Below are 19899 nucleotides of genomic sequence, written 5' to 3' on the forward strand. Positions count from 1 at the left end.
TTGGGTTTGTTGAGTTTGTTGAGTTGAATAGCGTTTGTTGGGTTGGGAAAAAAGAGAGTTTAAAGTTTAAAGTTTAAAGCAAGGAATTCTGTCGGTTAGATGGGGGGTGGGGTGTGAAAAAGGAAGGGGGCAGGCGGACGGAAACCGTCCCATCCCCTACCCCCCCAACAACTCAACAAACCCAACCAACCCAACAAACTCTGTCAGCCCACCCCCGCGCAACGCCCCTATTTTTGCAGATAGGCCAAAAAACCATCTCAATCAACAAACAATCCAACTCAAAACACCCATCAAACACTGCCAACCCGACCAACCACACATCATATAACCGACAGAATTCCTTGCTTTAAACTTTAAACTCTTTTTCCCTTCCCAACCCAATAAGCTCGATCAGTTCTCCTCCGGCTCGAGAATAAAGCGACAGTCGGCTACCGTAGCGCCTTGGCCTTCGGGGTGGACCAGGAGGGGGTTGATGTCCAGCTCCTTGATCTCGGGGTTGTCGGTGACCAGGTCGGACAAGGAGACGATCAACTTTTCCAGGATGGTCAGGTCGGCCTTGGGCATGTTGCGGAAACCGCTGAGCATGGTGAAGGCCTTGATGCCGCGTACCATTTGCCGGGCGCTGTTGCGGTTGATGGGGGCCAGGCGGAAGGTGACGTCCTTGAACACTTCCACCGAGACGCCGCCGCTGCCGAACATGAGCAGGTGGCCGAACTTGGGGTAGCGGGTGGCGCCCAGGATCACTTCCTGTCCCTTGGGGGCCATTTTCTGCACCAGCACGCCGTCGATGATGGCATCGGCCTTGAACGCCTTGGCGTTGGCCACGATCTCCTCGAAGGCGGCTTTGACGGCCTCGGCGTCGGCCACGTTGATGCGCACACCGCCGGCATCGGACTTGTGGATGATCTGGGCGGAGACGATCTTCATGGCCACGGGGTAGCCCATCTCCTCGGCCTTGGCGACCGCTTCGTCGCCGGTGAGGGCCAGCTCTGTGGGCAGCACGTCGAAGCCGTAGCACTTGAGCAGGTGGACCCCGGTGAGCTCGCCCATGTAGCACTGGCCGTCGTTGACGCACGCTTCGACGATTTTGCGCGCGCCCGCCTTGTCGTGCTTGAAGTGGTAGGGCGCCAGCTCCTGGCGGTTGAGCCACTTGGCGTAGCGGTAGATGGCGCCGAAGGAACGGGCGGCCTGCTCGGGGAAGGGGTAGACCGGCACGCCGTTCTCCTGCAGATATTTGACGCCCGCCGAGACGTCCACGATACCCATGAAGCAGCAGAGGATGGGCTTGTGGGACCGCTGGGCGATGGAGACGATCACCTTGGCGGTGCCGATGGCGTTGGTCATGGATTGGGGGGTGAGGATCACCAGGGCGCCGTCCACCCCTTCGTCCCGGATCACGGCGTTGAGGGCCCGCTCGTAGCGGTCCTGGGCGGCGTCGCCGATGATGTCCACCGGGTTGTGCACGTTGGCCGTGGCCGGCAGGTGGCTCTGCAGCACCTCCACCGTTTCTTCGCTGAAGGTGGCCAGCTCCAATCCGGAGACCACCGTCATGTCGGTGGCCACGATGCCCGGCCCGCCGGCGTTGGTGACGATGGCCACGCGGTTGCCGTGGGGCACCTTGCGGCGCATCTTGCCCAGGGCGTTCTCATTCTTGTAGGCGAAGGCGATGGCATAGTCGAACAGTTCGTCGATGCGCTCCACGCGGATGATGCCCGACTGGGCGAATATGGCGTCGTAGACCGCTTCCGATCCGGCCAGGGAGCCGGTGTGGGAGGCGGCGGCCTGGGCCCCGGCGCTGGTTCGGCCCGACTTGATCACCAGGATGGGCTTGGGCCGGTTGCCGCCGGTGATCTGCTTGGCGATTTCGATGAACGCCTGGCCACGCTGCAACTCTTCCACGTAGATCATGATCACTTCGGTATCCGGGTCGTCCTGGAAGTAGCGCAGCAGGTCCACCTCGTCCACGTCGGCCTTGTTGCCGATGGAGATGAACTTGGAGAAACCGAAATCGCGCTCGCCGGCAAAGTCCAGCACGGCGGTGCACAAGGCGCCGCTCTGGGAGATGAAGGAAACGTTACCCGGCTTGGGCATGCGGGCCGAAAAGCTGGCGTTGAGGCGCACGTCGGCCAGGGGGTTGATCACGCCCAGGCAGTTGGGACCCACCAGGCGCACGTCGTTATCGCGGCACAACTGGGTGATCTGATTTTCGATGGCCAGACCCTCGCCGCCCACCTCCTTGAACCCGGCCGAGACGATCACCACCCCCTTGACCCCTTTGTCGATGGCCTGCTGCACCGATTGCAGGGCGATCTTGGGCGGCACGATGAGCATGGCCAAATCCAACGGATAGGGGATGTCGGCGATGGACGGATAGGCCCGCACGCAGGCGATGGACTCGGCGTTGGGGTTGACCGGATAGAGCACGCCCCGGTAGCCGCCCTTGAGGATATTGACGAAAATGTCATGGCCGACCTTGCCGGGGGTGGTGGAAGCGCCCACCACCGCCACGGAGCGCGGTGAAAAAATGGCATCCAGATCTTTCATGGGTCACCTTTCTGTGGAAAACGTTGAATATCCTTGCGGGGCCCGTTGCTCAGAGCAGCCCCTGGAAAAAGTCGTTGCCTTTGTCGTCCACCAGGATGAAGGCCGGGAAATCCTTGACGGTGATTTTGTAGATCGCCTCCATGCCCAGTTCGGGAAACTCGATCAGCTCCATGTGGGTGATGCACTCCTTGCCCAGACGGGCGGCGGGACCGCCGATGGAGCCCAGGTAGAAGCCGCCGTGCTGTTTGCACGATTCAGTGACCACGGCCGTGCGGTTGCCCTTGGCCAGCATCACCAGGGAGGCGCCCCGGGCCTGGAACAGGGGCACGTAAGCGTCCATGCGGCCGGCGGTGGTGGGGCCGAAGGCGCCCGAGGCATACCCCGCCGGGGTTTTTGCCGGCCCGGCGTAGTAAATGATGTGCTTCTTGAAGTAGTCGGGCAGTGCCTGGCCGCTGTCGAGGCGTTCTTTGAGCTTGGCGTGGGCGATGTCCCGCGCCACGATCAGGGTGCCGTTGAGCAGCAGGCGGGTGGCCACCGGGTAGCGGCTCAAGGTGGCGCGAATCTGCTCCATGGGCTGGTTCAGGTCGACGGACACGGCCTCGCCTTCGCTGCCGGCGGGTTCGGGCAGATAGCGGGCCGGATCGGTCTCCAACTGCTCCAGGAAGATGCCCTCGGTGGTGATTTTGGCTTTGATGTTGCGGTCGGCGCTGCAGCTCACGCCGATGCCGATGGGGCACGAGGCGCCGTGGCGCGGCAGCCGGATCACGCGCACATCGTGGCAGAAAGCCCGCCCGCCGAACTGGGCGCCCAGGCCCAAGCGGCGCGCCTGGTCCAGCAGTTCGGCCTCCAGGGCCGGGTCGCGAAAGGCGTGGCCGCCGGGGCCGCCCTGGGTGGGCAGCGGATCCAGGTACTTGGCCGAGGCCAGCTTGACGGTCTTGAGGTTCAGCTCCGCCGAAGTGCCGCCCACCACCACGGCTAAATGATAGGGCGGACAGGCGGCCGTGCCCAAGCTCTTCATCTTGTTCACCAGGAAGGGCACCAGGTTGCCGGGGGTCAGCACCGCCTTGGTCTCCTGGTAGAGATAGGTCTTGTTGGCCGAACCGCCGCCCTTGGCGATCATCAGGAAGCGGTAGGCATCGCCGTCCACGGCGTACAGCTCGATCTGGGCCGGCAGGTTGCAGCCGGTGTTCTTCTCCGTGTACATATCCAGGGGCGCGTTCTGGGAGTAGCGCAGGTTGTTTTCCGTGTAGGCCAGAAAGACCCCTTTGGAAAGCGCCTCCTCGTCGCCGCCGCCGGTCCACACCTGCTGCCCCTTCTTGCCCATGATGATGGCCGTGCCGGTGTCCTGGCACATGGGAAATTCCATCTCGGCGGCGATGGCCGCGTTGCGCAGCATCTCCAGGGCGACGTAGCGGTCGTTGGCCGAGCTGTCCGGATCGTCCAGAATGGCGGCCAACTGCGCCAGGTGACCGGGACGGTAAAGGTGGGCCACGTCGCGGAAGGCCTCCTTGGCCAGAAGGGTCAACCCCGCGGGATCCACCTCGAGCAAAGTGCGGCCGTTGCACTGCGCCACGGAAACGTGGCCATCGCTGAGCAGTCGGTAAGGGGTGTCGTCGGGGCCTGTGGGAAACATGGGCTGGTAGGCGAATGCGGTCATGGGTGTTAACTCCGTGGAAATTAATTTACTTACTCGTTACGATAAATGCTGACTTACTTAACTGTATAGAGGATTGGGAGGGAAGTTTAAAGTTTAAAGTTTTAAGTTTAAAGCAAGGAATTCTATCGATTAGATAGAATTGGGTTGGTTGAGTTTGTTGGGTCGGTTGTCCCCCTCGTAGGGGCACGGCATGCCGTGCCCGGGAATCCCCGAATGGCCCATTCGGACACGGCATGCCGTGCCCTACGCCACCGGCGATCATGGAAATAATGATCAGATTATAGGATGCGCTGACGAAGGAAGCGCATCTTTGCTATCCAAATGACACCGCCGGATAGGGGAACGGGCAATCCGGTCCGGCGGAACCTTTTTTTCAGGTAAAGGGGTTGGATTTTTTTTGCTCTTTTATGGTGGTGGTGGGCGTGTCGCCGTAGTCGTGGCCGGGCCAGACGATGGTTTCACCCGGCAGGGTGTAGATCTTGGTGTGGATCGCCTCGATCAGTTGGCGGGTGTCGCCGCCGCTGAGGTCGGTGCGGCCCACGGCGCCCACGAAGAGGGTGTCGCCGGTGAAGAGGTGGCCGGGGCTGTAAAGGCAGATGCCGCCGGGGGTGTGACCGGGGGTGTGCAACACGGTCAGGCTGGTGGCGCCGAAGCGCACCACGTCGCCGTCCTTGAGCAGGCGATGGGGTTTGGGCGACCCTTTGCCGCCGAGCATGCGGGCGAAGGCGCGGTGGGTCATCCGGCCCAGGGAGGGGGCGTCCTTGGCGTGGATGCAGAGCCGGGCGCCGGTGGCCCGGATCACCTCGGCATTGCCGGCGGTGTGGTCGGCATGGTGGTGGGTGTTGATCACGTGGGTGATGGCAACCCTCGCCTTGCGGGCCTTTTCCAGCAAACGGGGCACATCGCAAGCCGGATCGATAAGCGCCCCGTCCCCGCTCACCTCATCCCACACCAAATAACAAAACACCTCCATCCGGCTCAACTTGATCTGCAAAACCTTCAAATCAACCCCCAATCAAGGCGACAACCCATACCGACATGGACGCCCTCCGACAACCTTCAAATCGATCTCGAGATCAATCCCACCCGATCCAAATCCAACCGACGGCATGCCGTGCCCCTACGGGGATGGCGCAAACCTGCCAACCCGAAAAACCCAACAAACTCAACAAACTCAACAAACCCAATTCCCCCAACCATCTCTAACCGGCAGAATTCCTTGCATTAAACTTAAAACTTTAAACTTTAAACTGCCCTCTACCCTTCCAATAACCCCAAAACCCTCCCCCGCCACTAAACCCAGCCATCTACCTCAGTCCCAACTCCCAATTCCACTTCCCCGGCCGTTTCTTGATCTGCACCGATCTCGGCACCGGTTCCTCCAACTGAACGAAGAGGCGGTAACCGGCCTTGGCCAGGGTGTCTTGGGCGCCGCGCAGGTCGATAGGCCAGTTGGGGAACACCCAGTTGAGGCTGCCGTAGCGGGCGAGCCAGCCCTGCTCCTGGCGGGGGCTTTCGAAGGGCTGTTCCGGTTGCAGGTCGGCGGCCGCCGTGCGGGAAACGCAGAAGGGCCAGTGGCCGTAGATCACCGCCCCCAGGGGCAGCACGCTCTTGGACGACAGGGCCTCGTAATCTTCTTGGCCCAGCTCGGGCGAGACGATCACCCCTTGGCCGCCAAGCAGTTTGAAGGTGCGGATGGCCAGGGGGTTGGCGATGTTGCAGAACGGCCCGGCCCAGAGGTTCAGCTTGCCCGAGCGCTGAAAAAGGGCCACCTGCCAGGGGGCGTTGAGCACGAAGCGGTCGGCGCCGTGGCCCATCACCTTGCGGATCAGCAGGCGCCACTGCTCCTCTTCGTCGGGCCAGATGACCGGCGGCAGCCACCACCAGGCGTGGGTAATCTGGGAGGTGTGCATGGCATTGACCGCCTCCGCCGAAAGCCAGACCGCCAGGGTGGTTTTGCGCATGCGTTGTCCGGGGCTGCGCAACACGTGCATCAAGCGCACCCGAGGCTGTTTGGGGCTGGCCGGCGCCAAGCGCAGGTTGAACGGCACGCCGGCTTCGGGCACTGTCCGGGCAAAGGCATCCAGGCGCCGCTGCAACTTGGCGATCTGTTCCAACAGATAGGGTTCGCGCCGGTCGATCAGAAAAATCGGGGTACCCTTGGCGGGCACGCGCCCCTTGGGAGTCTTGAAGTAGAACTTGCCGCCCTTGGGCACGCTCTTGGGCAGATCGAAGGTCTGGTGCCACTCATCGTCTTCATAGCCGATGCGCAGCTTGTCCCCCTCCAGCAGCGCCATGCGCGGTTCGAGGCACGGCTTGTCCCGGCCGCCGCGCACGGTGCCCACCAGCAGCCCGGAGCCCGAATCGGTCTGGGTGTCGATTGGGTTCTGGGGCCGCTGGGGCAAAAAATGGTAATGGGTGCCGGGCCGGCCCAAGGCGTTCTCCAACAATCCGAGGGCCGATTTTTTGGCCTGGGGATCCTGCCCTTCGTCACGCAGCATTTTGTAGGCCGTGGTGGTGTAGTAGACATAGTGGGGCCCTTTTTTACGCCCCTCGATCTTCCAGGCCCGCACTTGGGGAATCTCGGCCAGCACTTTGGCCAGCACGTCCAGGCTGTAGTCCTGGCAGGAGAAAAAGCGCTGGGAGGCCTCCCCCTGGGTGTAGCGCCGGCGGCAGGGCTGCACGCAACGCCCCCGCAGGCCGCTCTTGCCGCCCATGAAGCTGCTCCAGTAGCAACGACCGGATACGCCGTAACACAAGGCGCCGTGCACGAACAGTTCGAGGCCCAGGTCGGGCGGGCAGGCGGCGGCCATCTGCTTGATCTCGTCCACGTTCAGCTCCCGCGGCAGCACCACGCGCTGCACGTTCAATGTGGTGCCCAAACGGGAGAGCACGGCGGGATGGGAAACATTGGCCAGGGTGGAGAGGTGTATCTCGCCGCTGAACCCGGCCTGGCGCGCCAGGGCGGGCACGGCCAGGTCCTGGACGATCAGGGCGTCGGGCGCGGCATGGCGGCTCACCCAGGCGAGCTGCCGGCCCAGGGGCAACAGTTCGTCGGATTTGAGCAGGGTGTTGACCGTCAGGTACACCTTGGCCCCCTGGTCGTGGGCCAGATCGATCAGGGCGGCCAGTTCGGCCGGGGTGAAATTCTGGGCCGCCATGCGGGCGGAAAAGTCCTTCAGGCCGCAATAGACGGCATCGGCGCCGGCCGCCAGGGCCGCCAGGAAGCTGTCCTTTTGCCCGGCCGGGGCCAGGATCTCCGGCTTGGGTCCCCTGAAGTCCCCCGCTTTGCGTCGTACGATTTGTTCCATGGTGGTCGTCTCGTTTTCGGCGGCGATAGTGGTGCGCGCACGCTCGTGTTCATAAAGAAGCCCTCTTCTAACCTGCGGCGGTGCTGTGGTCAAGCGGGGGAGATAGGGGGGAAAGTTTTAAGTTTTAAGTTTTAAGTTTTAAGTTGAAGGAATTCTGGCGGTTAGAGATGGTTGGGGGGTGGTGGGTCTGTTGAGTTTGTTGTGTTTGTTGGGTTTGTCGGTTTGGCAGGTCTGTGCCATTCCCGTAGGGGCACGGCATGCCGTGTCCCTACGATAGCGGTGATCATTATTAAAATGAGATACAAATGATCCGATGTCCATCACCTGCGCCCAGGCCGGATGAACCTCTTTTGTTGCCCTTGGGGGATTGTTTGTTATATTGACGGGTGATGTAAATTCGGGTGGTGCTCTGTTTTTTCGTGGACTGCCCCAACATATTGGGAACATGGAAGGATTGGGAAATGAAGATTGCGGTTAGCGGTAAGGGCGGAGTGGGCAAGACCACTTTCTCCGCCATGTTGATTCGGACGTTGAGCGATATGGGCAAGAAGGTGCTGGCCATCGATGCCGATCCGGATGCCAATCTGGCGGCGGCACTGGGGATGCCGGATGCGGACCGGGTGGTGCCCATCGCCGAGATGAAAGATATGATCTTCGAGCGCACCGGCGCCCAGCCGGGAACGGTGGGCGGCTTTTTCCGGCTCAACCCCCAGGTGGACGATCTGCCGGATAAATATTCGGTGAAAATGGACAATATCAAGATGATGCGCCTGGGCAGCGTGAAGAAGGGCGGCGGCGGTTGCCTCTGCCCGGAGAGCACCCTGCTCAAGAGCCTGGTGATGCACATCGTGCTGGCCCGCGACGAAGTGGTGGTCATGGACATGGAGGCCGGCATTGAACATTTGGGACGCGCCACGGCCAAGGCGGTGGACCGCCTGATCGTGGTGGTGGAGCCGGGGCGGCGCAGCATCGACACGGCCGCGCACATCCGGCGCCTGGCAAAGGAGATTCACCTGGAGCGCATCGCCGTGGTGGGCAACAAAATCCGCACGCCCAAGGACGAGGCGTTCGTGCGGGAACACCTGTCCGATTTCGATATTTTGGGATTTCTGCCCTACGGCGACGCATTGATCGAGGCGGATCTGAACGGTCAATCCCCCTATGATGTCGCCTCGGATGCCAAGACGCGCATCGCGGAGATGATCGCCAAGCTGTAGCGGGAAGCATGCGCTGCAACGGAAGGGGCGTGGGGTTTACGATGTGGACCCACGCCCCTGGTGATTTTCCATGATAGGGGTGGGTTTGCAAGGCACCCGCCGCGCCTCGATGCAAACCCACATACAAACGCTTTAATCGCAGCCGTTACCGGAAGACGGTGCCGGTTCATAGGCGTATTCGACACCCGGGAATCTGGCCGCGATGGCGTCGATCCGATCGGCGGCGGTCCGGGACGACATCAGTGTCTCTTCATATACCGCCGTAACCGCGAAATTGACGATCCGGGTGCTCAACTCCGGATCCATGTATTGCGGGCCGCAGCCGTCGTTGGCGATGCCCGCCAGCGGTCCCAAATCCGCGTCGGTATCTGTAATGATCGGGCAGATGCTGCAAAAAGCCATGTGACCCGACTCGGGAATCAGCACCAACCGCTTTTTCACATTCACACTGTTGTAGGCCCTGCGCACCGTCGCGGGCCGGGCGACGGCGTCCGCCATGCCGCCCATCACCAGCACTGATGCCACTTCCGTACCGTTGTCCACACCACCGGCTGCCATGGGAACGATGACCTTGACACCGGATTCGCTGCCCAGGCCGGAGATGGCCGCCCCGCCGGCGCTGTGGCCGCCCAGCCCGATGCGATCGGCGGCGATACGATCACGCAGGAAGGCCAGAGCGCCGGAGGGATTGCGCAGCGCGGACAGCAGTTTGCGGGTGTCACCGGCTTGATCGGCACTCAACAGCGCACCGCAGCCGCCCGACATGATATCCCCCAACATGATGCCGGGGTTGTCGGCGCTCAACACCACGAAACCGCGGCTGGCCCAATGGGTGAAAAGGGCATGGGAGGCCGTGCGGTAGGCACCGGTGCCATGGACAAAGACGATTACCGGATAAGGACCGTAGGCGGTGTCCAGCGGCAGATCCTTGTAGGCGTCGATCTGAAATTTTGCCAAATCAGGATCGGGATGGGTGCCGGGCATATATTCCCGGGTGTCAATCCAATCCTTGGGCTTGCCGGCCTCGCTGCCCGGCAGTGCCGGATACCACACCCCGGTTTTCAGCCCGCTGATCGTCACTGTGCGGGATCCGACCGGCCATGGCCCTTTCTCACCGGGATCGTCCGGCACCTCCCGCAAACGGCTGGCCGGCTCATTCGTTCCCGGGTCATCCCCACCGCCAGGCACGCATGCCGTGGTCAGCAGGCAGGCGGCGGCCATGACGGCCAGTAAAACGATTCCTTTTTGAAGCAAAACCATATTTCTCACTTGTCCCCTCCTGTCGAAAATGTGGCGATTCAGCCTCTGCCGCCCCGCTCTCGCAATCAACGCTACGGGCGGCAAATGCATATGGCGAGCCGCAGGCAATGCCTGTGCATTGGTCCGCAGCCTGTCGTGTACACTCGCATACTGAACCCATACCCTGGGCATGACAATAGGGAACACCCTAAAAAACATGGCAATATTCCTATATTCCGGTATTTCGGCGGCAATGCCCACAAGCCGGCTCATGCACTTGCCCCTCGCCGAGCCCCATCGCCCGCGCCCCTTGCCCTTATGTCATGGTTTGTTGTACTAACCGGTCATGGGCAACTACCACCACCATGGGGACCGGGGCGGCCGCCGACCGCGGCGCTCTTTCGGCCGGGGCGAACGCGCGCCGATTCCGGCGCCGCGACCCGGGGCCGATGCCAAATTGAAAAAGGTGTTCGCGCGCATCGGCACCCCCGATCCGGCCCCCTTCGTGCCCGACGATTTCCAGCTCCGGGCCCTGGAGACGGTGGCGCGGGCCGATTGCCTGGTCACCGCCCCCACCGGTGCCGGCAAGACCTGGATCGCCTTGCAGGCCATCGCCAAGGTGTTCGAACAGGGCGGACGGGCGTGGTACGCCTCTCCTCTCAAGGCCCTGACCAATGCCAAGATGGCCGAATTCGGCCAACACTTCGGCGCCGCCCATGTGGGCATTTTGACCGGCGACCGCAAGGAGAACGCCGACGCGCCCATCATCGTGGGCACCACCGAGATTCTGCGCAACCAGCTCTACGACGCCATGCACCGCGGTGAAACCCTGGATACCGATTTCGTGGTGCTGGACGAAGCCCACTACCTGGGCGATGAGGATCGCGGCGTGGTGTGGGAAGAGACCATGATCTACCTGCCCCAGCGGGTGCCGCTGCTGCTGCTGTCGGCCACGGTGGGCAATGCGGCGCAGATCGCGCGCTGGTTGACGGCCATTCGCCGCAAGCCGTGCGAAGTGGTGCAGGAGACCCGCCGGCCGGTGCCCCTCTATCCGTTGCTGCTGCACCCGTCGGGCACGCTGCTGCCGCTGTTGATCGGCGACGAACGCAGCGGCAAGACCCGTTTGTACAAGAAGGTGGGCGATTTCCTGAGCGCCCGCCGCCCGCCGCTGTTGGCCCCGCCGGGCAAGCTGCCGCCCTTCGGCGCCCTGCTGGCCATTCTGCGCAAATACCATTTGCTGCCGGCCATCTTCTTTCTCAAGTCGCGGGCCGATTGCGACCAGGCGGTGCAATTGTGCCTGGAAAACAACATCGAGGATCCGGAGCGGGCCGAGCGATTACGGCAACGCATGGCCGAACTGGCCGAACGTTTTCCCCACATCCGGCGCCACCGCCAACGCTGGGCGGTGGAACACCTGGCGGTGGGCGCCCACCACAGTGGTCAACTGCCGGCCTGGAAGCAAGTACTGGAAGTACTGATGAGCGAAGGCCATTTGGACGCCATCTTCGCCACCTCCACCGTGGCCGCCGGGGTTGATTTTCCCGCCCGCACGGTGGCCTTTCTCAACTCCGACCGCTTCAACGGCCGGGAGTTCATGCCCCTGGACGCCACGGAGCTGCAGCAAATGACCGGCAGGGCCGGGCGCCGGGGCAAGGACCGCATCGGTTTCGCCCTGCTGGTGCCCGGCAAGTACATGGACGTGCGGCAAGTGGCCAAACAGTTCAAGGCGCCGGCGGCCGATGTGCACAGCCGGATCCGCATCAACTTCTCCATGACCCTCAACCTGCTGCTGTCCCACTCGCCGCCGGAAGTGGAACATCTGCTGCACCGCTCCCTGGCCACCTTTCAGCGCCATGGCGCGGCCATGGGCGGTGAGCACGCCGCCCACAGCCATTTGTGGACCGATTTTCAACGCCACGTAACCTTCCTGCAAACCACCGGCTTCGTGGATGACCAACACCGCCTGACCGAAGACGGCCAGTGGGCCGCCCAGTTGCGCATCGATCAGCCGCTGCTGGTGGCCGAAGGGTTGCGCCTGGATCTGTTCCCGCGCAGCGATCCGGTGCTGCTGGCGGCCATCATGGCCAGCCTGGTCAACGACAAGGAGACCGATGAGCACCTGGACAAGAAGGGGGCGCCCGAAGCGCTGGTCCAGGCCATGGACAAGGTGGTCAAGGGATTGCGCGGCTTTGCCAAGCACATGCTCTCCCGGGGCTTCGAGGCCCGCCCCCTCCACCTGAAACCGGCGCTGGCCATCCACCACTGGGCCGGCGGCCGCCCGTGGGAGCGCAGCGTGCAGGCCGGCCAGATGGCCGAAGGGGATCTGGCCATGCTGGCGCTGCGCACCGCCGACAACCTGCGCCACATGGTGGCCTTGAAGGCTGTGTTCCCCCAGGTGGCCGATACGGCCAAGGAGGCCATCGGCCGCATTTTGCGCGATCCGGTGATGCCCGACCACGACATCGCCGCCGAGGCGGTCGGTCCGGCGGCGGGTACGCCCCCGGCACCGGCGCCCTCCCCCCTGGCCGAAGCGCTGAACCGTGCGAGGCAGTCATGAGCCGGCCCCATCGCGGCATGGTGCAACATTGGATCGATGCCACCCGCTGGTCCTTGCAAGGACTGGCGGCGGCCTGGCGCAACGAGGCTGCCTTTCGCCAGGAGGTGGTGGCTGTTGTGCTGCTGCTGCCGGTGGCCTTCTGGCTGGGCGAAACGGCGGTGCAGCGCGCCCTGCTGGCAGCCGTACTGCTGCTGGTCCCCCTGGTCGAACTGATCAACTCCGCCATCGAAGCGGTGGTGGACCGCATCGGCCTGGAACACCACCCGCTGTCGGGCCGGGCCAAGAACCTGGGTTCGGCCGCGGTGTTGATGGTCCTGGTGCTGGCCGCCGTGGTGTGGGGCCTGATTGCCTGGGAGCGCTTTTTCTAACCCTTGCGCCTTAACGATGAATGCCGAAAGGAGTTTCCCTGATGCTCGATTTCCTCACCACCTCCCCGGGTCACGCCAAATTCAAAACGGCCGATCTTGCCGTGCCGGTCTGCGAAAATGCTGAAATCCACGACGATCCCGGCATCCGGGAACTGGCCGCCAAGGCGCTGGCGATAGACGGCTTCAAGGGAGAAAAACAGCAACAGGTGGTACTCTTCGACCTGTTGGGGGGCAAGGTGCGCCGCTGTTGGTTCATGGGGCTCGGACCGGTGGAAAAGATCGATGCCGAAACGCTGCGCGTCTTCGCCGGCCGTGCCGTCCGGGAGGCGGCGGCGGCAAAGCGACAGGGCACCGCGCTGGCCGTGCCCCTGGCCGCAGCGCTGCCCGTGGTGCCGGCGGCGAAGGTGCAGGCATTGGCCGAAGGGGCGTACCTGGGCAACCACCAATTCAACAAGTACAAGGAAAAACCCAAGACCCAACCCCTGGAAACCCTCCAACTGCTGGTGCCCCCCGCAACGGCCAAAAAACACCGTCCCCTGCTGCAGCGCACCGAGGCCGTCTGCCACGGCACCACCCTGGCGCGGGAGTGGGTCAGCACACCGGCCAACGACAAACTGCCGTCGGACCTGGCGCAAATCTTTGCCGCCACGGCCCGCGCAGCGCAACTCAAGGTGCGGGTGCTGGATGAGCAGCAGCTCAAACGGCAGAAGTTCAATACCCTGCTGGCCGTGGCCGCCGGCAGCGACAACCCGCCGCGCCTAGTGGAGATGACCTACGCGCCGCCCAAGGCGGACAAGACCATCGTCCTGGTGGGCAAGGGCATCACCTTCGACACCGGCGGCGTCAACATCAAACCATCGGCCGGACTGGACACCATGAAGGGCGACATGGCCGGCGCCGCCGCCGTCACCGGCGCCATGGCCGCCATGGCCACCCTCAAACCCAAGCACCGCATCATCGGCCTCACTCCCCTGGTGGAGAACATGGTGTCCGGCCGCGCCACCCGCCCCGGCGACATCGTGACCACCTACGCGGGCAAAACGGTGGAGATCGGCAACACCGACGCCGAAGGCCGCCTGATCCTGGCCGACACCCTGGCCTACGCCATCAAAAAGCACAAACCGGACATGCTCATCGACCTGGCCACCCTCACCGGCGCCTGCGTCGTCGCCCTGGGAGAGAAATTGGCCGGCCTCTTCAGTCCGGACGACACCCTGGCCGAAACCATACTGGCGGCCGGCCGCGCCACCCACGAACGCTGCTGGCGCCTGCCCCTGCCGGAAGACTACAAGGAACTGATGAAAAGCGACCTGGCCGACCTGAACAACATGTCCAGCTCCCGCTACGGCGGCGCCATCACCGCCGCCCTCTTCCTCTCCGAATTCACCGGAGACACCCCCTGGGCCCACATCGACATCGCCGGCCCGGCCTTCCAGAAGAAAAGCACGGACTACTGCGGTCCCGGCGGAACAGGCTTCGGCGTCCGCCTCCTGTGCCACCTGGTAGAAGTTTGTTGAGTTTGTTGGGTTTATTGGGTTTATTGGATTTGTTGGGTTGGGAGCGCTTACTACTTGAGTTTGCTTCTCAAAATTGCAGAGGGCGGCGTTGCCGCCGCCCTCCCAGGCTGCCGAAGCCACACCCCGGCTCCCCAACCCCACCCCACTGTATAATCCGCCGCAAAAAGGAACCCCCGGCCAACCCACCCAACCATCTAACCGGTAGCATTCCTTAACTTAAAACTTAACACTTGACACTTAAAACTTTTCTTCTAAATTTTGAACTGCCCCACCATCCCCTTGAGCTCCTCGGCCAGCTTTGACAAATCCCCCGCACTCATATTCACTTGCGCACTGCTCGAGGACATCTCGTTGGCCGTGGTGTTCACATCGGCGATGTCGCGGGAAATCTCGCCGGCCACCGATGCGCCCTGGCTGACGTTGGTGTTGACTTCCTGAATGCCCTGGGCCGCCTGGGAGACGTTGTTGGCGATCTCCGTGGTGGCCGTGGACTGCTCTTCCACCGCCGTGGCGATGCCCGAGACCACGTCGTGCACTTCCTGGATGATGCGCGTGATCTCCTCGATGTCCTTGACCGTCAACGCCGTGGTGCCCTGGATCGTGCCGATCTTCTCCTTGATGTCCTGGGTGGCTTGGGCCGTCTGCTTGGCCAGCTCCTTGATCTCGTTGGCCACCACGGCAAACCCCTTGCCCGCCTCGCCGGCGCGGGCCGCCTCGATGGTGGCGTTGAGCGCCAGCAGGTTGACCTGCTCGGAGATGTCGGTGATGGCCTCGACCACGTTGCCGATGGCGCGGGCCGCATCGCCCAGCTGCGCCATCTTGCCCGAGGTCTCGGTGGCCTGGTGCGCCGCGCTGTCGGAGATCGAGCGCGCCCGCTCGCTGTTTTTGGCGATCTCGTTGACCGTGGCCGACATTTCCTCGGCCGCCGTGGCCACCGCCTGGGTGTTGGTCGCCGACTGTTCCATGGCCGCCGCCACCGTGCTCATGTTGCTGCTCATCTCCTCCGAGGCCGTGGCCACCACGTTGGACTTGTCCGAGGTGTTCTGCGCCGCGCGCGCCATCTGCTCGGCGATGGCCGAAAGATCCTGGGACGCAGTGAACAATGTTTGCACGCCACCGGCAATGTTCTTCATCAGAGCGTGCAGCCTGTCGATCATGGCTTTCATTGCGGCCAGCATCTGCCCCGCTTCATCCTGACTGTCCACCTTGATCGCCACGGTCAGATCGCCTTCCTTGAGCCGATTGGCCACTTCGGCCGCGTACATGATGGGACGCGATACGACGCGGGCAATGGTGATTCCGAGCAGCAAGGCCAGCAGAACACCGATCAGCATGGCCGCCAGGGCAACCCTTTGCCGGATTTCGGATCCCCGCTGGGCGGAGACCACCTCCTCGGCCGCGGCGGCACTATTGATGCGCACCAGTTGATCCAGCAGCGCAAGGGCCGCGTTCTGCTTGTCGGTCACCTCGCCAAGCCCCTGTGACAGTGCTTCCAGCATGATGTTGCGCGAATCGTCGATAACCTTTTGCATCTCCCCGAAAACGGCGAACACCGCCTGCATGGCCGGGCGCATCTCATAACGATATACGCCTCCTGCCTCGGGAAGGTAGCCATCGTCCAAGCGCTCATTGATACGGCCGATGGCCTGATGAAAACGGCGATGGGGTTCCGACAGTTGTTCCGCCAGTTCGGCCAACTCCTCGTTCTCGGTCACAAATTCGGCAAAGAATCGGCCGGTATTGCATACGGTGGGATCGTCGCCGCCGTCAAAAATTTCAGTGGGATCGGAGAGACGCGACAACACACGGCTGATCAGGATATAGTGGTCCTTGTTGAACTGTTCCAGGCGACCGGCCAGATCGGCGGGATCGGCTATGCCGTTGGCATCGATTTGGCGTCGCAGGTCCACCATGGCGTCGGCGGAAGCCAGCCACGCATCCCATGTCCCGATGAACTGTTCCCACACCCGGGCCCCTTCTTCAGTCTTGGGCAGGGGGGCATAAACGTCCCATGCTTTTTGAATTCGACCACGCGCATGCGCCAAGGCATCATATTGGTCCTGCAGGATGTCCGGTGGCAGACCGGGCACCATGAAGGTGCGCAGAACCCCCCGCATGGTCTCCGCGCTCTCTTTGATGGTCAACAGGCTTTCCACGCCGGGAAGACGGTTTTGTCCGATTTCGTTGATGGCCTTCTCACTGTGGGACAGACCAAAATAACCCACCAAACCCAGAACCAACGTGATCACCGCAACACTACCGAAAGCCAGCAACAATTTCGTTCTGATTTTAAGACGCTTCAGCATATCCGCTCCTCATTCGTATCCATACTATGCCGCCTGCCCTGGCACACATGGGGCCAACACCCCACCGCACACCGGCCTACAGCCAACAGTCTATATATCGACGAACGGTTGCGAAACTTTAGGGACTGCTGACCTGGTAACGTTGTCGTGCTTTTTGGTCGGTTGAGTGGGTAGGGGATGTTGAACTTGTTAGTTAGTCGGGTTTGTTGGGTTTGTTGCGTTTTCTGAGTTGATAGGGTGGATAGCGTTGGTTGGTTTGTCTTTGCTTCCCAGAATTGCAGAGGGCGGCGTTGCCGCCGCCCTCTCGGGGGTGCCGAAGCCACACCCGGGCTCCCCAACCCCACCCCACCGCATAAAATCCGCCACCTATAACCTGGCTGGGTAAACCACCCCCGCGGGTGGCACTGGCAACTCGTTGCCAGTGTTGCGCAGCAAAAAGAGGTCATGCGCATCACTACCGCCACAGGTAAGGCGGATAGTCCTTACGTCACATGCACAAACGATCCGGCTGATGCCGGTTCGGCTACCAGGGCACAAGACCGCCCGGGCAGTTCAGCCCTACCGCCCGGAATCTATCGAACAGCGCGATGGATGCACGGTTGACGCCGCTTGTGTAAAAACCCTCCTGGCCTTCGGCCACCGGCAACCCGTTGCCGGTGGCACCCCCGACGGTGGATGCAAGGCGCAACCCGTGGCATAACCCATCCGCTCGTGGGTTTGGGGGACGCCCTATCTAAATTTTGAACTGCCCCACCATCCCCTTCAACTCCTCGGCCAGTTTCGACAAATCCCCCGCGCTCATATTCACTTGCGCACTGCTCGAGGACATCTCGTTGGCCGTGGTGTTCACATCGGCGATGTCGCGGGAAATCTCGCCGGCCACCGATGCGCCCTGGCTGACGTTGGTGTTGACTTCCTGAATGCCCTGGGCCGCCTGGGAGACGTTGTTGGCGATCTCCGTGGTGGCCGTGGACTGCTCTTCCACCGCCGTGGCGATGCCCGAGACCACGTCGTGCACTTCCTGGATGATGCGCGTGATCTCCTCGATGTCCTTGACCGTCAACGCCGTGGTGCCCTGGATCGTGCCGATCTTCTCCTTGATGTCCTGGGTGGCTTGGGCCGTCTGCTTGGCCAGCTCCTTGATCTCGTTGGCCACCACGGCAAACCCCTTGCCCGCCTCGCCGGCGCGGGCCGCCTCGATGGTGGCGTTGAGCGCCAGCAGGTTGACCTGCTCGGAGATGTCGGTGATGGCCTCGACCACGTTGCCGATGGCGCGGGCCGCATCGCCCAGCTGCGCCATCTTGCCCGAGGTCTCGGTGGCCTGGTGCGCCGCGCTGTCGGAGATCGAGCGCGCCCGCTCGCTGTTTTTGGCGATCTCGTTGACCGTGGCCGACATTTCCTCGGCCGCCGTGGCCACCGCCTGGGTGTTGGTCGCCGACTGTTCCATGGCCGCCGCCACCGTGCTCATGTTGCTGCTCATCTCCTCCGAGGCCGTGGCCACCACGTTGGACTTGTCCGAGGTGTTCTGCGCCGCCTGGGCCATCTGCTCGGCGATGGCCGACAGCTCCGTAGACGAAGAGGCCAGGGTCTGTACTCCGCCGGTGATCTGCCGGATGATGCCCTGCAGCTTCTCGATGAAGGTGTTGAACCACTTGGCCAACTCGCCCACCTCATCCTGACTGTTGACCTGCAGCCGCAGGGTCAGGTCCCCTTCGCCCTGGGCGATGTCCTTCAGACCCGCCACGGCGGCATTGATGGGGCCGGTGATGGTGCGCGCGGCCAACAGCACGATCACCGTCGTGATGATGCCCGCCAGCAGGGCCACGATGACGATGACGTTGCGGATCGACACCGTGGCGGCCAGAAATTCGGGCTCGTCCTGGGTGGCGGCGATGGACCAGCCGTTAATGCCGACGGGGGCGAAACCGGCTATCTTGTCGATACCCTGGAAGTGGTACTCCTCAACCCCCGTCTCACCGGCCATCATGCGCTGATTGATACCGGCCATTTGAGCAATGGTGTTCACATCCAGTTTCAGGATGTGATCCCTGACCGGATGGGCCAAGATAATCCCCTGTTTGTTCATCATATAGCCGTATCCGGTTGCACCGATCTTGCGCGCGGAAACCAGATCGGCAAAATATTCGGCCTTGATGACAGTGCCCAAGGCGCCGAGGAATTGGCCCCTTTCGGATGTAATGGGCGCACAAGCGCTGGTGACGATCCGACCAGTGGCGGCGGAGCGCACCATCTCGTCAATCACAGGCCGTTTGGCACTCTTGACCTTCTTGAACAGATCACCTTGTCCGATGTTGACACCCTTGTACTCCTTACCGTTCTCCATAATGCCGGTGTAGATTTCGCCATTGGCATCGGTGATGAACACCCCTTGGTAGGCATCCCCCATGTTGGCGAACTGCACCTTCAAAGCGCTGTGTACATCAGCTATCTGCGCCCCGGACTGCGCCACGCCCTGCTCCGCCACCGAGGTGGCCAAAGCGATGATACGCCGCTGACTCGCCATGGTTGCGGCCTTGTTCATCTCAGTATCCAGAATGGTCTTGATCAGCCGCGCCAAATCCGTGGCCACGTCCCGGGCTTGGTTGCTGGACAGGTCCATCAATGCGGCGGTTGACTTGGTATAGGAGAAATAGCCCACCGCAAAGACGGGAATCAAAACAGCGCAAATACCGATCATTAGAAGTTTGGCGGAAATCGATTTGAGGTTGATCCTGGTTTTCATTGGTATGGCTCCTGATGAGTCATGATTGTTCGAAATCATTATACGATTGCGGCAGACGCACGCACCGCCCGTCGAAGATAGTATCGACCACAATGGTAGGAACTTAAGAAAATCGAGAGAGGGGACGCCCTTAACTTATTAACTTACTGCCCAACTACAGGCAGTAAGTTAATAAGTTAAGGGCGTCCCCTCTAGTATTAGGAGCAGATCCGACAGTCGGTCAGGCACTGTTCGTAGGCCGTATCGCGATCCTCCGAACGGGTATCGCTGTCCTCGCTCCAATGATCAAAAACACACCGACTGATGCAGCGTTGCTCATCAGTGCTGATGGATTGAGTTTCCATATCACACACCTCCTTTCATACAACCAAGACCAGGCGTGTTTGAAGTACCGGAACAACCTCTTTAACGGTCAAGATAATCACCTCCGCCTGACCGGC

General features: G+C 62.1%; 12 protein-coding genes. 4 read left to right on the forward strand and 8 right to left on the reverse strand.

Going from position 1 to position 19899, the window contains the following annotated elements; genetic code table 11:
• Nucleotides 1-390: 390 nt before the first annotated feature.
• The 4 genes from MRX98_RS19690 to MRX98_RS19705 form a co-directional block, all read right to left on the reverse strand.
• On the reverse strand, nucleotides 391-2544 hold the full coding sequence (locus tag MRX98_RS19690; protein WP_246914190.1) for an acetate--CoA ligase family protein: 2154 nt from the start codon (nucleotides 2542-2544) through the stop codon (nucleotides 391-393).
• A 49-nt stretch (nucleotides 2545-2593) separates the two neighbouring features.
• Entirely contained in the window at nucleotides 2594-4201 is a 1608-nt protein-coding gene (locus MRX98_RS19695; protein WP_246914192.1) for a fumarate hydratase, read from the reverse strand.
• A gap of 373 nt (nucleotides 4202-4574) precedes the next feature.
• Nucleotides 4575-5204, reverse strand: a complete 630-nt coding sequence (locus MRX98_RS19700) for an MBL fold metallo-hydrolase (RefSeq protein WP_246914194.1) — start codon at nucleotides 5202-5204, stop codon at nucleotides 4575-4577.
• A gap of 304 nt (nucleotides 5205-5508) precedes the next feature.
• On the reverse strand, nucleotides 5509-7512 hold the full coding sequence (locus MRX98_RS19705; protein ID WP_246914196.1) for a U32 family peptidase: 2004 nt from the start codon (nucleotides 7510-7512) through the stop codon (nucleotides 5509-5511).
• Nucleotides 7513-7973: 461 nt separating this feature from the next.
• On the opposite strand from MRX98_RS19705, the gene MRX98_RS19710 reads away from it, so the two are divergent.
• The gene (locus MRX98_RS19710; protein WP_246914198.1) at nucleotides 7974-8729 is read left to right on the forward strand and encodes an ATP-binding protein; all 756 of its coding nucleotides are present in this window, start codon (nucleotides 7974-7976) and stop codon (nucleotides 8727-8729) included.
• A 132-nt stretch (nucleotides 8730-8861) separates the two neighbouring features.
• Here the strand turns inward: MRX98_RS19710 and MRX98_RS19715 are convergent, their stop codons facing one another.
• Nucleotides 8862-9989, reverse strand: coding sequence for an alpha/beta hydrolase family protein (locus MRX98_RS19715; RefSeq protein ID WP_246914233.1), 1128 nt, complete (start codon nucleotides 9987-9989; stop codon nucleotides 8862-8864).
• A gap of 325 nt (nucleotides 9990-10314) precedes the next feature.
• Between MRX98_RS19715 and MRX98_RS19720 the strand changes: the two genes are divergently transcribed.
• From MRX98_RS19720 to MRX98_RS19730, 3 genes are read left to right on the forward strand one after another with little or no spacing between them, the layout of a single operon-like run.
• On the forward strand, nucleotides 10315-12525 hold the full coding sequence (locus MRX98_RS19720; RefSeq protein ID WP_246914200.1) for a DEAD/DEAH box helicase: 2211 nt from the start codon (nucleotides 10315-10317) through the stop codon (nucleotides 12523-12525).
• Entirely contained in the window at nucleotides 12522-12893 is a 372-nt protein-coding gene (locus tag MRX98_RS19725; RefSeq protein ID WP_246914202.1) for a diacylglycerol kinase, read from the forward strand. Before MRX98_RS19720 ends, MRX98_RS19725 begins: the two co-directional genes overlap by 4 nt.
• A 41-nt stretch (nucleotides 12894-12934) precedes the next feature.
• Nucleotides 12935-14410 (forward strand): leucyl aminopeptidase, encoded by a 1476-nt coding sequence (locus MRX98_RS19730; RefSeq protein ID WP_246914204.1) that lies wholly within the window; start codon nucleotides 12935-12937, stop codon nucleotides 14408-14410.
• A 251-nt stretch (nucleotides 14411-14661) separates the two neighbouring features.
• Here MRX98_RS19730 and MRX98_RS19735 read toward each other — a convergent pair whose 3' ends face one another.
• The 3 genes from MRX98_RS19735 to MRX98_RS19745 form a co-directional block, all read right to left on the reverse strand.
• Nucleotides 14662-16716: a methyl-accepting chemotaxis protein gene (locus MRX98_RS19735; protein ID WP_246914206.1), complete on the reverse strand. Its 2055-nt coding sequence runs from the start codon at nucleotides 16714-16716 to the stop codon at nucleotides 14662-14664.
• A gap of 733 nt (nucleotides 16717-17449) precedes the next feature.
• A complete protein-coding gene (locus MRX98_RS19740; protein WP_246914208.1) occupies nucleotides 17450-19459 on the reverse strand; it encodes a methyl-accepting chemotaxis protein in 2010 nt (669 codons plus the stop codon).
• A 197-nt stretch (nucleotides 19460-19656) separates the two neighbouring features.
• Nucleotides 19657-19803 carry a hypothetical protein gene (locus MRX98_RS19745; RefSeq protein ID WP_246914210.1) on the reverse strand — a complete coding sequence of 49 codons (147 nt, stop codon included), beginning with the start codon at nucleotides 19801-19803 and terminating at the stop codon, nucleotides 19657-19659.
• Nucleotides 19804-19899 lie beyond the last annotated feature (96 nt).

The organism is Desulfatitalea alkaliphila, from assembly GCF_022968795.1.
Classification (GTDB): domain Bacteria; phylum Desulfobacterota; class Desulfobacteria; order Desulfobacterales; family Desulfosarcinaceae; genus Desulfatitalea; species Desulfatitalea alkaliphila.

Coding starts and splice junctions, on each gene's coding strand:
- MRX98_RS19690 (WP_246914190.1), bottom strand. CDS start 2,544: ATGAAAGATCTGGATGCCATTTTTTCACCGCGCTCCGTGGCGGTGGTG.
- MRX98_RS19695 (WP_246914192.1), bottom strand. CDS start 4,201: ATGACCGCATTCGCCTACCAGCCCATGTTTCCCACAGGCCCCGACGAC.
- MRX98_RS19705 (WP_246914196.1), bottom strand. CDS start 7,512: ATGGAACAAATCGTACGACGCAAAGCGGGGGACTTCAGGGGACCCAAG.
- MRX98_RS19710 (WP_246914198.1), top strand. CDS start 7,974: ATGAAGATTGCGGTTAGCGGTAAGGGCGGAGTGGGCAAGACCACTTTC.
- MRX98_RS19715 (WP_246914233.1), bottom strand. CDS start 9,989: ATGGTTTTGCTTCAAAAAGGAATCGTTTTACTGGCCGTCATGGCCGCC.
- MRX98_RS19720 (WP_246914200.1), top strand. CDS start 10,315: ATGGGCAACTACCACCACCATGGGGACCGGGGCGGCCGCCGACCGCGG.
- MRX98_RS19725 (WP_246914202.1), top strand. CDS start 12,522: ATGAGCCGGCCCCATCGCGGCATGGTGCAACATTGGATCGATGCCACC.
- MRX98_RS19730 (WP_246914204.1), top strand. CDS start 12,935: ATGCTCGATTTCCTCACCACCTCCCCGGGTCACGCCAAATTCAAAACG.
- MRX98_RS19735 (WP_246914206.1), bottom strand. CDS start 16,716: ATGCTGAAGCGTCTTAAAATCAGAACGAAATTGTTGCTGGCTTTCGGT.
- MRX98_RS19740 (WP_246914208.1), bottom strand. CDS start 19,459: ATGAAAACCAGGATCAACCTCAAATCGATTTCCGCCAAACTTCTAATG.
- MRX98_RS19745 (WP_246914210.1), bottom strand. CDS start 19,803: ATGGAAACTCAATCCATCAGCACTGATGAGCAACGCTGCATCAGTCGG.